At 74.5% G+C, this 13,457-nt stretch carries 10 protein-coding genes; 7 read left to right on the top strand and 3 right to left on the bottom strand.

Features of this window, described 5'->3' with window-relative positions; all coding sequences use genetic code 11:
* The first annotated feature begins 2 nt into the window (after nucleotides 1-2).
* Nucleotides 3-1,517, top strand: coding sequence for an Asp-tRNA(Asn)/Glu-tRNA(Gln) amidotransferase subunit GatB (gene gatB / locus SGLAU_RS23325; RefSeq protein ID WP_043504296.1), 1,515 nt, complete (start codon nucleotides 3-5; stop codon nucleotides 1,515-1,517).
* A 179-nt stretch (nucleotides 1,518-1,696) separates the two neighbouring features.
* Here the strand turns inward: gatB and SGLAU_RS23330 are convergent, their stop codons facing one another.
* Nucleotides 1,697-2,500: an SAM-dependent methyltransferase gene (locus SGLAU_RS23330; protein WP_043504298.1), complete on the bottom strand. Its 804-nt coding sequence runs from the start codon at nucleotides 2,498-2,500 to the stop codon at nucleotides 1,697-1,699.
* Between the two features lie 355 nt (nucleotides 2,501-2,855).
* Between SGLAU_RS23330 and SGLAU_RS23335 the strand changes: the two genes are divergently transcribed.
* The 5 genes from SGLAU_RS23335 to SGLAU_RS34955 all read left to right on the top strand — a co-directional run bounded on the left by SGLAU_RS23335 (nucleotide 2,856) and on the right by SGLAU_RS34955 (nucleotide 9,775).
* Nucleotides 2,856-5,114 (top strand): MMPL family transporter, encoded by a 2,259-nt coding sequence (locus SGLAU_RS23335; protein WP_043504299.1) that lies wholly within the window; start codon nucleotides 2,856-2,858, stop codon nucleotides 5,112-5,114.
* Nucleotides 5,092-5,652 (top strand): GNAT family N-acetyltransferase, encoded by a 561-nt coding sequence (locus SGLAU_RS23340; RefSeq protein ID WP_043504301.1) that lies wholly within the window; start codon nucleotides 5,092-5,094, stop codon nucleotides 5,650-5,652. Before SGLAU_RS23335 ends, SGLAU_RS23340 begins: the two co-directional genes overlap by 23 nt.
* A 349-nt stretch (nucleotides 5,653-6,001) precedes the next feature.
* Nucleotides 6,002-6,220, top strand: coding sequence for a hypothetical protein (locus tag SGLAU_RS23345; RefSeq protein ID WP_412556246.1), 219 nt, complete (start codon nucleotides 6,002-6,004; stop codon nucleotides 6,218-6,220).
* Nucleotides 6,221-6,402: 182 nt separating this feature from the next.
* Nucleotides 6,403-9,591, top strand: coding sequence for a helix-turn-helix transcriptional regulator (locus tag SGLAU_RS23350; RefSeq protein WP_078957854.1), 3,189 nt, complete (start codon nucleotides 6,403-6,405; stop codon nucleotides 9,589-9,591).
* Nucleotides 9,509-9,775: a DUF6191 domain-containing protein gene (locus SGLAU_RS34955; protein ID WP_043504303.1), complete on the top strand. Its 267-nt coding sequence runs from the start codon at nucleotides 9,509-9,511 to the stop codon at nucleotides 9,773-9,775. Before SGLAU_RS23350 ends, SGLAU_RS34955 begins: the two co-directional genes overlap by 83 nt.
* 69 nt (nucleotides 9,776-9,844) lie before the next feature.
* Here SGLAU_RS34955 and SGLAU_RS23360 read toward each other — a convergent pair whose 3' ends face one another.
* Together SGLAU_RS23360 and SGLAU_RS23365 are read right to left on the bottom strand one after the other, a co-directional pair.
* Complete coding sequence (locus SGLAU_RS23360) at nucleotides 9,845-11,062, bottom strand: PQQ-dependent sugar dehydrogenase (protein ID WP_078957855.1); 1,218 nt, start codon at nucleotides 11,060-11,062, stop codon at nucleotides 9,845-9,847.
* Between the two features lie 341 nt (nucleotides 11,063-11,403).
* Nucleotides 11,404-12,402: an aldo/keto reductase gene (locus SGLAU_RS23365; protein ID WP_043504306.1), complete on the bottom strand. Its 999-nt coding sequence runs from the start codon at nucleotides 12,400-12,402 to the stop codon at nucleotides 11,404-11,406.
* Nucleotides 12,403-12,478: 76 nt separating this feature from the next.
* On the opposite strand from SGLAU_RS23365, the gene SGLAU_RS23370 reads away from it, so the two are divergent.
* Nucleotides 12,479-13,453 (top strand): 2-hydroxyacid dehydrogenase, encoded by a 975-nt coding sequence (locus tag SGLAU_RS23370; RefSeq protein ID WP_043504307.1) that lies wholly within the window; start codon nucleotides 12,479-12,481, stop codon nucleotides 13,451-13,453.
* The last annotated feature ends 4 nt before the right edge of the window (nucleotides 13,454-13,457 follow it).

Raw genomic sequence — 13,457 nt, forward strand, 5'->3', positions numbered from 1 at the left:
CCGTGACCACCACGACCGACCTGGTGTCGTACGAGGAAGCACTGGCGTCGTACGACCCCGTCATGGGCCTCGAGGTCCATGTCGAACTCGGCACCAAGACCAAGATGTTCTGCGGGTGCTCCACGGAGCTGGGCGCCGAGCCCAACGCGCAGACCTGCCCCGTCTGCCTCGGCCTGCCCGGCGCGCTGCCGGTCGTCAACGCGACCGGCGTCGAGTCCGCGATCAAGATCGGTCTCGCGCTGAACTGCGAGATCGCCGAGTGGTGCCGCTTCGCCCGGAAGAACTACTTCTATCCGGACATGCCGAAGAACTTCCAGACCTCCCAGTACGACGAGCCGATCGCCTTCAACGGCTACCTCGACGTGCAGCTGGAGGACGGCGAGACCTTCCGCGTGGAGATCGAGCGCGCCCACATGGAGGAGGACACCGGCAAGTCCACCCACGTCGGCGGCGCCACCGGCCGCATCCACGGCGCGTCCCACTCGCTGCTCGACTACAACCGCGCGGGCATCCCGCTCATCGAGATCGTCACCAAGCCGATCGTCGGTGCCGGCGAGCGCGCCCCCGAGGTCGCCCGGGCGTACGTCCGTGAGCTGCGCGAGGTCATCCGCGCGCTCGGCGTCTCCGAGGCCCGCATGGAGATGGGCCAGATGCGCTGCGACGTCAACCTGTCGCTGATGCCGAAGGGCGCCGAGCGGTTCGGCACGCGCTCCGAGACGAAGAACGTCAACTCGCTGCGGTCCGTGGAGCGCGCGGCCCGCTTCGAGATCCAGCGGCACGCGGCCGTGCTGTCGTCCGGCGGCACGATCGTCCAGGAGACCCGCCACTTCCACGAGGACACCGGATCCACGACCTCGGGCCGCGTGAAGGAGGAGGCCGAGGACTACCGGTACTTCCCGGAGCCCGACCTGGTGCCGGTCGCCCCGTCCCGCGAGTGGGTCGAGGAGATCCGCGCCGGACTGCCGGAGCTGCCGCTGGTCCGCCGCAACCGGCTCCGCGAGGAGTGGGGGATCTCCGGCACCGACATGCAGGCGATCCTCAACGCCGGTGCGCTGGACCCGATCGTCGCCACGATCGACGCCGGCGCCGACGCGGCGTCCGCCCGCAAGTGGTGGATGGGCGAGCTGGCCCGCAGCGCCAACGAGTCCGGCAAGGCGCTGGACGAGCTGGCGATCACGCCGGAGCAGGTGGCCCGCGTCGCCGAGCTGGTCACCAAGGGCGACCTCAACGACAAGCTGGCCCGCCAGGTCATCGAGGGCGTCCTCGCGGGCGAGGGCACCCCGGACGAGGTCGTCGAGAAGCGCGGTCTGAAGGTCGTCTCCGACGAGGGCGCGCTCACCGCCGCCGTCGACGAGGCCATCGCCGGCAACCCGGGCATCGCCGACAAGATCCGCGGCGGCAAGGTGGCCGCGGCCGGTGCCCTGGTCGGCGCGGTCATGAAGGCCACCCGCGGCCAGGCCGACGCGGCCCGCGTCAAGGAGCTGATCCTGGAGAAGCTGGGCGTCAGCGAGGGCTGATCTCCGTCTTCCGCCGCCCCGGGGGGACGCATCGCGACCGATGCGTCCCCCCAGGCACGTCCGGGGCGGCCTCGCCGTGACGGGACGAGCCCGAAGCCGAGGCCGCGGGCTCGCCCTGGGGCGAAGGTCCCGGCGGTTCCGCCCTCAGCGGCGGCGGCCCACCACGCGGGTGGCCCTCCTCAGCGGCGGCGGCCCACCACGCGGGCGAAGCCCAGCGACCGGCCCCGGTCCGCGCGGAGCATCCGGGCGCTCCGGCCGGCCGCCCGCACGTGCCACTCGTCGCCGCTCTCCGCCTCCACCACCTCGCTCCACAGCAGCCACTCCCGCCAGCCGTCGGTCAGCCAGTCGGCCGTCTCCACCTCGACGGCGCCGCTGCGGGTCCAGTGGCGGCGCCACCAGGCGGGGGAGTGGAAGCACCAGAAGTCCGGCTCCCACCACGGGGCCAGGTGCTCCGGCGGTTCGGCGCCCGCCGGCTCCTCGCGCAGTGCCGGTACGACGACACCGATCCGTCCGCCCGGCTTGAGCAGCCGGGTCAGCGAGGGCAGGTACAGGTCGTCGGTGCCGAAGTACTGGTACGCGTCGACGGAGACGACCGCGTCGAAGGTCCCCTCCCCGAACGGCAGGTCGTGCGCCTCGGCGTGCACCGGCAGCACCAGATCGGCGACGCCCGCCTCGGCGATCCGTGCGGCGTTCTCCTCCGGCCGGATCCACAGGTCGGCCGCGGTGACCTGGACGCCGTACTCCCGGGCGAGGAACACGGAGGTCATGGCGCGCCCGCAGCCCAGGTCGAGCACGCGGGCGCCGGGCGGCAGGGTGTCGAGGCCCAGGGCCGGGGCGAGCCACTCCAGCAGCCAGAGCGCGTGCGGGCCCATCTGGTTCTCGACGGTCCAGCGGGCGTCGTAGCCGGCGCTGCGCGGGTAGCGGGGGAGCGTCACCCGTTCGGTGAGGGGGGCGGCCGAGGTGCTGGGGGCGGGGTCGGGCATCGGTGCGGGGGCTCCTTGGGTCCTGGCGGCGCGGCATCCTGCCGGCGCGGGGGCGCGGGGGCGCGGGGGCGCGGGGGCGCGGGGGCGCGGGGGCGCGGGGGCGCGGGGCGGCGGGACGGTAGCAGCCCGGGATGCCGCGCCGCACCGGGTTTTTCGCCGTGCGCCGGGCCTTGCGCCGCGCGCGCCTCCGCGACGGACGAGTCTCACATGTGAAGAAGCACACGAAACGGCCAAACGATCACTTCTGCCTGCAAGAGTGGCACCGCATTGCTCATATGTTCTTTGCGGGCCGTTCACCCCATGGACGACTGTTCCCGGTCAAAGATCCACACGTCACCTCTCTGGGAGCACGTTCGTGGCAGCACTCGCACGCTGGTGTGTCCGGCACCGTCTGGTCGCCGTTCTGCTGTGGCTGCTCGCCCTGGGCTCGGCCGGCGCGGGCGCGCTCGTCGCGGGCACCGCGTACTCGAACGACTACCACGTCCCGGGCACCGAGTCCGGCCGCGCCGGTGAGCTGCTGAAGGAGGGTTTCCCGAACCTCGGCGGGGACAGCGACACGGTCGTCTGGCACACCGAGCGGGGCACCGTCCGCGCCGCCGACGTCGAGCAGACCATGACCCGGACCCTGCGCGAGATCGCGGACCTGCCGGGCGTGGCCTCCGTGACGGGCCCCTACGACGGCGACGGCGCCGGCCGGATCAGCGAGGACGGCCGTACCGCCTACGCCACCGTCACCTTCGACGACCAGGCCAAGGACATCGACGCCGCCGAGGCGACCGCCGTCGTGGAGACGGCCGGGTCGGCCGAGGGCGAGGGGCTCCGGGTGGAACTCGGCGGCAGCGCCGTCGGGCTCACCGAGTCCTCCGGCGGGCACCTCGCCGAGGTGGCCGGAGTGGTCGTCGCCGCGGTCGTGCTGTTCCTCGCCTTCGGCTCGCTCGCCGCGTCCCTGCTGCCCATCGCCACCGCGCTGGTGAGCGTCGGCACCGCGTACGCGGGGATCGTGCTGCTCGGCCACGTCATGACGGTCGCCGACTTCGCGCCCATGCTGGGCATGCTGATCGGCCTCGGCGTCGGCATCGACTACGCGCTCTTCATCGTCACCCGGCACCGGCGCGGCCTGAAACGGGGCCTGAGCGTGACCGAGGCGATCGCCGGCGCCGTCGCCACCACCGGACGCGCGGTCGTCTTCGCGGGCGCCACCGTGTGCATCGCCCTGCTGGGCATGCTGATCCTGCGGCTCGGCTTCCTCAACGGCGTCGCCATAGCCGCCTCGCTCACCGTGGTCCTCACCGTCGCGGCCTCCGTCACGCTGCTGCCCGCCCTGCTGTCCCTCATCGGCACGCGCGCGCTCAGCCGCCGCGAACGCCGCCGGCTCGCCGAGCACGGGCCCGAGCCCGAGCTGCCCACCGGGTTCGCCGCCCGCTGGTCGGCGTTCGTCGAGCGGCACCCCAAGAAGCTGGGCGCCCTGGCCCTCGCCGTGATGACCCTGCTCGCGCTGCCCACCCTCTCCCTGCGCCTGGGCACCTCCGACCAGGGCAACGACCCGCGGACGGCGACCACCCGGCAGGCCTACGACCTGCTCGCCGACGGTTTCGGGCCCGGCGTCAACGGCCCCCTCACCCTCGTCACCGAGGTGCACGGCGCCGAGGACCGGCTCGCCCTCGACAACCTCGACGCGACCCTGCGCGCCACCGAGGGCGTCGCCTCCGCGACCCCCGTGACCTTCGCCGCCGGCGGCGACACCGCGTACCTCACCGTCGTACCGGACTCCTCCCCGCAGTCGGAACGGACCAGTGACCTCGTCGAGCGGCTGCGCACCGAGGTGCTGCCCCGCGCGGAGGCGGGCACCTCGCTCGAGCTGCACGTCGGCGGCGTCACCGCGGGCTACGACGACTTCGCGGACGTCATCGTCGGCAAGCTGCCGCTGTTCGTCGGCATCGTCATCGGGCTGGGCTGTCTGCTGCTCCTGCTCGCGTTCCGGTCCGTGGGCATCCCGCTGAAGGCGGCGGCGATGAACGTCGCCGCCGTCGCCGGCGCGTTCGGCGTGGTCGTGGCGGTGTTCCAGTGGGGCTGGGGCAGCGAACCGCTCGGCCTCGGCGCCGCGGGCCCGATCGAACCGTTCCTCCCCGTGATCATGGTCTCCGTCCTCTTCGGCCTCTCCATGGACTACCAGGTCTTCCTGGTCAGCCGGATGTACGAGGAGTGGCTGGAGACCGGCGACAACCGGCGCGCCGTGCGGATCGGCCTCGCGGAGACCAGCCGGGTGATCAACTCGGCCGCGGTGATCATGATCTCGGTGTTCCTCGCGTTCGTGCTCAGCGGTGACCGGGTGATCGCGATGTTCGGCATCGCGCTCGCCGCCGCCGTCGCCCTGGACGCCTTCGTCCTGCGGACGCTGCTGGTGCCGGCGCTGATGCATCTGCTCGGCGGCGCCAACTGGTGGCTGCCGCGCTGGCTGGACCGGCGCCTGCCGCGGATCAGCATCGAACCGCCCGAGTGCCGTGCCGAGCCGGAGAATCGCGCGGATACCGGCGCCGGACGTGAAAGGCTCACGGGTGTCATGGACGCAGCGCACGAGGAGCGGCAACCGGATGTACGCGATATCCCTGGGTGACGACGGGGCCGAACTGCGGCCCCTGGAGCCCTGGCACGCCGAGGAGTTCCTGGCCCACCTGGAACGCGGCAGGGAGTTCATCAACCGCTTCGTCCCCTTCGGGGAGAAGGCCACCGACGTGGCCGGGGCGCGCGAGGTGCTGCAGCGGCACGCCGACGGCCGCGCCGCCGACACCTCCTCGCTGCACGGGCTGTGGCTGGACGGCCGCCTCGTGGGCGGGGTGCTGTTCCTGAACTTCGACGCGGCCCAGGGCACCTGTGAGGCGGGCTGCTGGCTGGAACCCGCCGGCACCGGACGGGGGCTGGTCACGCGCGCGATGCGGGTGCTGCTCGACTGGGCCTTCGAGGAGCGCGGGATGCACCGCGTGGAGTGGATCGCCGCGGCGGGCAACGAGCCCAGCCTGAACGTCGCCCGGCGGCTCGGGATGACCAGGGACGGCGTCCTGCGCCAGAGCTACCCCCACGGCGGAGTACGGCACGACATGGAGGTCTGGTCGGTGCTCGCCCCCGAGTGGCGCGCCGCCCGCGACGGCCGCTGATCCGGTCCGCGCGTCCGTCCCCAGGGCGACGGGCCGGGCGGCGGCCGCTGATCCGGTTCGCGCGTCCGCCCCCAGGGCGACGGGCCGGGGGACGGGCCGGGCGGCGGCCGATGATCCGGTCCGCGCGGTCCGTCCGTACGGCGACGGAGCGGGCGACGGCCGCCGGGACGAGGACACCCGGCCCGGCGGGGGCCGCCTAAGCACCCTCCCACCCGCCTTAGGCGCCCTCCCACCGCCTTAGGGGCCCCCTCTCCGCCGTTCTGAGGCACCACCCCGCACTCAGGATGCGGAACTTACCCGATGTGCCGGACCCCCCTGGGAGACGAAGGTTGAGGCATCGCAGCGAGCGATGCACGACACCCTCGATCCCACGGGAGAGACCATGTACGTCCACGAGTACCAGCAGATGCGTTCCGCCGAGCTGATCCGGCGGGCCGAGGAGGAGCGGCTGGCCCGCGAGGTCGCCCGCGGGCGCCGCGCCGGGCGCCGGGAGGCCGCCGCACGCACCGCCGAGAGCGAGTCCCATAGCTCCGGCTCCCGCCGCCTCCGCCTCACGCGCACCGCGTGACCGCGCCGGCCGCGGGAACGACCGGGCGGGCACCCGCCCGGTCCCCCGCGCGACGCACCGGCCCACCCGACCGGCCCGGAGCAACGCCGACAGGCGCCGGGCCGGTCCCGCGTGCCGCCCTCCCCGCGCCCGCGTCGTCCGCCTTCGGGAAAACGGGTCCCGCGGCGCCGGAGCCGCGTGCGATGCTCTCGCCCGTGGAGACCAGGTCCGTCAGTCCCGTGTTCGTCGGCCGCGTCGAGGAGTTGGAGACGCTGAGCGACGCGCTCACCCGTGCCGCGACGGGCGAGCCGCAGGCGCTGCTCCTCGGCGGCGAGGCAGGGGTCGGCAAGACCCGGCTCGTCGAGGAGTTCGCCGCCGTCGCCGCCCGGGCGGGCGCCGTCGTCGCGCTCGGCGGCTGCGTCGAGATCGGCGCCGACGGCCTGCCCTTCGCCCCGTTCTCCACCGCACTGCGCGCCCTGCGCCGCGCCCTGCCGGATGCCCTGGCCGCCGCGGCCGCCGGCCAGGAACACGAACTGGCCCGGCTGCTGCCCGAACTGGGCGAGGTCGGCGCCGGCCGGCCCGACGACGAGGAAGGCGTCGCCCGGCTCTTCGAGCTCACCGCCGGCCTGCTGGAACGCGTCGCCGCCGACCGCACGGTCGTGCTCGCCCTGGAGGACCTGCACTGGGCCGACGCCTCCACCCGCCACCTGCTCTCCTACCTGCTGCGCACCCTGCGCACCGGCCGCCTCGTCGTCCTCGCCACCTACCGCTCCGACGACATCCACCGCCGCCACCCGCTGCGCCCCCTGCTCGCCGAACTCGACCGGCTGCGCACCGTCCGCCGCCTCGAACTCGCCCGCTTCACCCGCGAGGAGGTCGGCCGCCAGATCGCCGGCATCCTGGCCGCCGAACCCGACCCCGCCCAGGTCGACGACATCTTCGAACGCTCCGACGGCAACGCCTTCTTCGTCGAGGAACTGGCCGTCGCCGTCCACGAGGGCTGCTGCGCGGGCCTCACCGACTCGCTGCGGGACCTGCTCCTCGTCCGGGTGGAGGCGCTGCCCGAGAGCGCCCAGCGGGTCGCCCGGATCGTCGCCGAGGGCGGATCCACCGTCGAGCACCCCCTGCTCGCCGCAGTCGCCGGACTCGCCGAGGACGACCTCATCGAGGCGCTGCGGGCCGCCGTGAACGCCCACCTGCTGCTGCCCACCCCGGCCGGCGACGGCTACCGCTTCCGCCACTCCCTGGTCCGCGAGGCGGTCAGCGACGACCTGCTGCCGGGCGAACGCTCCCGGCTCAACCGCCGTTACGCCGAGGCCCTGGAGGCCGACCCGGCCCTGGTCCCCGCCGATCAGCGCGTCGCCCGGCTGGCCAGCTACTGGTACCACGCCCACGACGCCGCCAAGGCCCTGCCCGCCGTCCTGGACGCCGCCACCGCCGCCCGCTGCCGCCACGCCTACACCGAACAGCTCCGGCTCCTCGAACGCGCGATGGAACTGTGGGACGCGGCGCCCGAGGAGACCCGGGCCGCGCTCCGGCCCGCCGACCCCACCGGGGCCTATCCGCCCCGCGGCTGCGACCCGGCGACCGCCCCGCTGCACTACCTGGACCTGATGGCCGAGGCCGCCGTCGCGGGCCGGCTCTGCGGAGAGCGGGAACGCGCCATGAAGATCACCAAGCGCGCCCTGCGGCTGCTGGAGGAGGAGCCCGACCCGCTGCGCGCCGCCTGGTTCTGGACCCAGCGTGCCCAGCTGGTGCAGAGCAAGGGCCGCGGTGACGGCTGGCAGGAACTCGCCACCGCCCAGGAACTCGTCCGCGGTCTGCCGCCGTCCCAGGTGCACGCCGACGTGCTGGTCGCCGTCGCCGGCTGGCTCATGCTGCGCGCCCCCGGCCCGGACGCCTTCTCCGCGGCCGAACGCGCGGTGGAGTACGCCCGCATGGTCGGCGCCCGCGAGACCGAGCTGAACGCCCGGCTGACCCTCGGCTGCCTCATGGTCGACTCCGGTGACACCGACGCCGGACTCGCGGTGATGTACGAGGTCAAGGAACGCACCCTCGCCGAGGGCATGTCCCACGTCGCCGGCCGCGCCTACGTCAATCTGCCCTCCGAGCTGGAGTCCGTGGGCCGCTCCCGCGAAGCCGTCCCGCTGCTGGAACAGGGCATCGCGCACAGCCGCAGGTACGGGCAGCTCAACAGCGAGGCCTGGATCTGGGCCAATCTCTCCGACTCCCTCTACTCCCTGGGCCGCTGGGACGAGGCCGCCCGCGCCGCCGAGAACGCCCGGCGGCGCGGCCAGAGCGCCAAGCCGCAGGGCGCCGGCACGATGTGCCTGGCCCGGGTGGCCCTCGGCAGAGGCGAGGTGACCGAGGCGGCCCGCCATCTCGCCGCCGCCCGCGGCTACTTCGGCACCCACGACCCCATGCCCCAGCAGTCCCTGCCGCTGTCCGCCCTCGGCGTCGGCGTCGCCGCCGCCGAGGGCCGCCTCCTCGACCTGCGCGCCGAACTCCGCACGGTGACGGACGCCGGCTTCCCGCCCGGCACCCAGCGCTACGGCTGGCCGCTGCTGCTCGCCGCCGCCATCGCCGAGGCCGACAGCCGGGCCCTGCCCGCCGCGGGCCCGGGGCGGGCCGAGGCCCTCGCCCGCATCCGCGACGGCGCCAAGCACCTCGCCACCGGCGCACCCGTCTGGCTCGCCCACGACCGGTGGGTCCGCGCCGAACTGGCCCGCGCCGAGGACACCGCCGGCCCGGACACCTGGTCCGAGGTGGTCACCGCCTTCGAACCGCTGGAGCGCCCCTACGACCTCGCCCGTGTGCGGCACCGCCTGGCCCAGTCCCTGCTCGCGGCCGGCGGCGAGGAGGAGCGCGAGCGGGCCGCGGAGCTGCTGCGCCTCGCCGACGCCGTCGCCCGCCACCTCGGTGCCCGCCCGCTCGCCGAGGCCGTCACCCAGCTCGCGCAGCGTGCCCGGCTGTCCCCGGCCCGCACCCCACGGCAGGCCCTCGCAGCCGCCGGTCCGGCCGAGGCACTGGGCCTGACCAGCCGGGAGTGGGACGTCCTGCGCCTGGTCTCGGCAGGCCGCACCAACCGCCAGATAGCCGAGGAACTGTTCATCTCCCCGAAGACGGCCAGCGTGCACGTCTCCAACATCCTGGCCAAGCTCGGCGTCTCCGGCAGGGGCGAGGCGGCGGCGGTCGCCCACCGGCTGGGGCTGTTCCCGCCGGGGACCCCGGACCGGACGCCGCGGGGTAGTCGCGGGACAATCGACGGACCACCACGCGCGCCGCACCGCGGCCCGGGAAGGGACAGCGATGTTCAACCCGTTCGAGGAACTGTTCGCCCCGGGCCGCAAGCACACCCGCGACGAGCGGAACCGGCTGGAGATGACCCGTGAGGACGTCGGCGACGCCGATCCGGGCCGCGGGCCGATAGACCTCGCCTCCGGGAAGGTCGTCGTACGGCGCCCGGATCCGGAAGCGGAGCCGGGCGGCGAGGGAACGGACGAGGGGACGGACCAAGGGACGGCCGCGGGCACGGCCGAGGAGACGCCAGGCGGGACGGAGACCGGCGGGCACTGAGCGGGCGGGCCCGCTCGGCCCGCCCGGCGAGGGCCGGGCGGCCCCGCGCGCCCGGCGGGCCCGCGCCCGTCAGCTCACCCGGAGCTCCAGGATGCGGTCGTCGCCGCCCCGCGGGGAACCGCGGCCGTCCGTCTCGCTGGTCACCAGCCACAGCCGGTCGCCGCCCGCGGCCACCACCGTGCGCAGCCGGCCGTAGTCGCCCTCCAGGAACGACTGGGGGTCCGCCGAGGCCCGCGCGTCCTTCAGCGGGATGCGCCACAGGCGCTCACCGCGCAGGCCCGCCATCCAGATCGAGCCCTCCGCGTAGGCGATGCCGCTCGGGGAGGCCTTGTCGGTGGTCCACTGGGCCACCGGGTCCTGGAATCCGGGATCCCCGGACCTGCCCTCGGCCTCCGGCCAGCCGTAGTTGCCGCCCGGCTTGATCGCGTTCAGCTCGTCCCAGGTGTCCTGGCCGAACTCGGCCGCGAACAGACGCTGCCTGCCGTCCCAGGCGAGGCCCTGCACATTGCGGTGGCCGGAGGAGTACACCGGGGAGTCCGGGGCCGGGTTGCCCGGGGCCGGTTCGCCCTCCGGGGTCAGCCGCAGGATCTTCCCGCCCGTGGAGTCCGCGTCCTGGGACAGGCCTTCCTCGCCGCTCTCGCCCGTGCCGACGTAGAGCATCCCGTCCGGGCCGAAGGCGATCCGGCCGCCGTTGTGGACGAAGCCCTTGGGGATGCCCCGGAAGACCGTGTCGGGGGCGCCGAGCTGTTCGCCGGCGGGCTTCTCCTCGTCGTGGAGCATGCGGACGACGCGGTTGTCGGAGGCGGACGTGAAGTACGCATAGACCGTGTGGTCCGACGCGTAGTCGGGGGAGAGCGCGATGCCGAGCAGGCCGCCCTCGCCGGCCGCGGAGACTCCGGGCACCTCGCCCAGCTCGGTCTTCTCGCCGGTCCTGCCGTCGACACGGAGGATCGTGCCCTCGTCGCGGGAGGAAACGAGCAGGTCGCCGTCCGGCAGCGGGGCGAGACCCCACGGGCTGTCCAGGCCCTCGGCGACGGTGCGCACCACCTCGACGGTGCCGGTCGCGGGCGGGGCCGTCTCCGCCGCGGCACCCGGAGACGGCGACTGCGCGGCCGGACGGCTCGGGGCGGCGGCGCTGCCGGTTCCGTCCGGGGATCCGCCGCCCCCGGAGGAACAGGCGGCCGTCAGCACGAGGACGGCCGCGGCCAGCACGGCCGGCACAGCTCGACGTTGCACGATCTCGGTCCCTTCGACGCGGCGTCCCCAGCCCGGGCTTCTGCTCTTCATACACCGCTCGCGCCGCACAGGTTCCCGATCCGGATACCCCGAACCACACCGGCCCTCGCCGAACCGCCCGCTCCGGCGCTCCCTGCTCCCAGGAGTCCCGCGCGCCCTGTCCGCGGAATCCTCGCGCCCCCTGCTTCCAACAGTCCTACGCCCCCGGTTCGCCGGGACTCGCGCCCCGGTTCGCGGCATTCCCGCGCCCCCTGCTTCCAGGAGTCCTACGCCCCCGGTTCGCCGGGACTCGCGCCCCGGTTCGCGGCATTCCCGCGCCCCCTGCTTCCAGGAGTCCTACGCCCCCGGTTCGCCGGGACTCGCGCCCCGGCCCGCGGCATTCCCGCGCCCCACTATTCCCAGGACCCCTGCGCCCCCGGCAGCCGCGCCACCTCCGCCAGGTCCTGTGGCGACAGCCGCAGCCGTGCCGCGGCGGCGTTCTCCACGACCCAGCGTTCGTGTTTGGTGCCGGGGACCGGGACGACGTGGCGTCCCTGGGCGAGGGTCCAGGCCAGCGCCACCTGGGCCGGGGTGACGTGGTCGCCGTGCCGGGCCGCGACGCGGCGCAGCCCCACCACGATCGGCTGGTTGGCGGCCATCATCTCCGCCGTGAAGCGGGGGTGGCGGGCCCGCAGGTCGTCGCGCTCGAAGCCCTGGCCCGGGGTGAGCGTGCCGGTGAGGAAGCCGTTGCCGAGCGGCATCGCCGCGAGGAAGCCGATGCCCCGGGTCTCGCACCAGGGCAGCAGGGTGTCCAGGGCCTCCGGGGACCACACCGACAGCTCGGCCTCCACCGCGCTGACCGGGAACACCTGCTGGATCCGCTGGAGCTGGCGGATCGTCGCGTCGTACAGGCGGTTCCCGGACCGGCGCCCGCCGCGCGCGCCGACCGCGCAGAAGCCCAGCGCGCGCACCTTCCCGGCCCGGACCAGCTCCGCCATCGCCCCCCAGGTCTCCTCGACCGGGACCTCCGGGTCGGCGCGGTGCAGCTGGTAGAGGTCGATGACGTCCGTCTGGAGCCGGCGCAGGGACGCGTCGCACGCGCGCCGCACGTATCCGGGGCGGCCGTTGGCCACGATGTGCTGCTCGCCCACCAGCAGCCCGACCTTGGTGGAGACGAAGGCGTCGGAGCGCCGCTCCTTGAGCACCCGGCCGAGCAGCAGCTCGTTGGTGAAGGGGCCGTACATGTCGGCGGTGTCGAGCAGCGTCGCGCCGAGGTCGAGCGCCCGGTGCACCGCCCTGAGCGATTCGTCGCCCCGCTGCCGGGACGTGCTGTACGCCCAGCTCATCGGCATGCACCCGAGTCCGACGGCCCCCACCGCGAGTGCCCCCGCCCCGATCGTCCTGCGCTCCACGTGGTCGTGACCCTCCCTCTCCTGGCACCCCAACCTAACCTCTGCGCCCGCGCGCCCCTGACATAGCCTCCGGAGCATGACTGCTGATGTGTGGCTGCCCATTCCGCCGGAGGAGATCGAGGGTCTTCCGAAGGGGCCCGCGTACCGTTTCTGGGACGGTGCGGAAACCTTTCCCTCGGACCCCGCCGACTGCGTCTTCTACGTCGTCCCCTACATGAAGCCGGCCGGACTGGGGCAGCGCCCGCTGCCGCAGATGACGTCCCTTCAGGTGGTGCAGACGCTGTCGGCCGGCACCGACCACGTGGAGCCCGGGCTGCGCCGGGTCCGCGCGGGGGTGCGCCTGTGCAACGCGCGCGGGGTGCACGAGGCCAGCACCGCGGAGCTGACGCTCACCCTGATCCTCGCCTCGCTGCGCGGCGTTCCCGACTTCGTGCGGGCCCAGGACCGGGGCGAGTGGCTCGGCGGGTTCCGCCCCGCGCTGGCCGACAAGAGCGTCCTCATCGTGGGATACGGCTCGATCGGAGCGGCGATCGAGGACCGGCTCGAACCGTTCGAACTCGCGCGCGTGGCGCGCGTCGCGCGCTCGGGGCGCACCACGGCGCGCGGTCCCGTGCACCCGCTCACCGACCTGCCCGCCCTGCTCCCGGACGCGGACGTCGTCGTGCTCTCCACCCCGCTCACCGAGACCACCCGGGGCCTGGTGGACGCCGGGTTCCTGGCGCGGATGAAGGACGGCGCGCTGCTCGTCAACGTGGCCCGCGGACCCGTCGTCGACACCGAGGCGCTGCTGCGCGAGCTGGCCGGCGGCCGGATCACCGCCGCACTCGACGTCACCGATCCCGAGCCGCTGCCGCCCGCCCATCCGCTGTGGCGTGCGCCGGGCGTACTGATCAGTCCCCACGCCGGAGGGCCCACCTCCGCGTTCCTGCCGCGCGCCAAGCGGCTCCTCGCGGACCAGTTGAGCCGTTTCGTGAACCGGGAGCCGCTGCGCAACGTGATCCTCACAACCGGCGGCGGCGGGGCTGGCGCATCCGGCTCGACGGGCGTGTAATCCG

This window comes from Streptomyces glaucescens, from assembly GCF_000761215.1.
Classification (GTDB): Bacteria; Actinomycetota; Actinomycetes; order Streptomycetales; family Streptomycetaceae; genus Streptomyces; species Streptomyces glaucescens_B.

Excerpts from the sequence above, each read along its gene's own strand:
- SGLAU_RS23330 (WP_043504298.1), bottom strand. The coding sequence starts at position 2,500 with ATGCCCGACCCCGCCCCCAGCACCTCGGCCGCCCCCCTCACCGAACGG.
- SGLAU_RS23340 (WP_043504301.1), top strand. The coding sequence starts at position 5,092 with ATGTACGCGATATCCCTGGGTGACGACGGGGCCGAACTGCGGCCCCTG.
- SGLAU_RS23345 (WP_412556246.1), top strand. The coding sequence starts at position 6,002 with ATGCACGACACCCTCGATCCCACGGGAGAGACCATGTACGTCCACGAG.
- SGLAU_RS23350 (WP_078957854.1), top strand. The coding sequence starts at position 6,403 with ATGCTCTCGCCCGTGGAGACCAGGTCCGTCAGTCCCGTGTTCGTCGGC.
- SGLAU_RS34955 (WP_043504303.1), top strand. The coding sequence starts at position 9,509 with ATGTTCAACCCGTTCGAGGAACTGTTCGCCCCGGGCCGCAAGCACACC.
- SGLAU_RS23360 (WP_078957855.1), bottom strand. The coding sequence starts at position 11,062 with ATGAAGAGCAGAAGCCCGGGCTGGGGACGCCGCGTCGAAGGGACCGAG.
- SGLAU_RS23370 (WP_043504307.1), top strand. The coding sequence starts at position 12,479 with ATGACTGCTGATGTGTGGCTGCCCATTCCGCCGGAGGAGATCGAGGGT.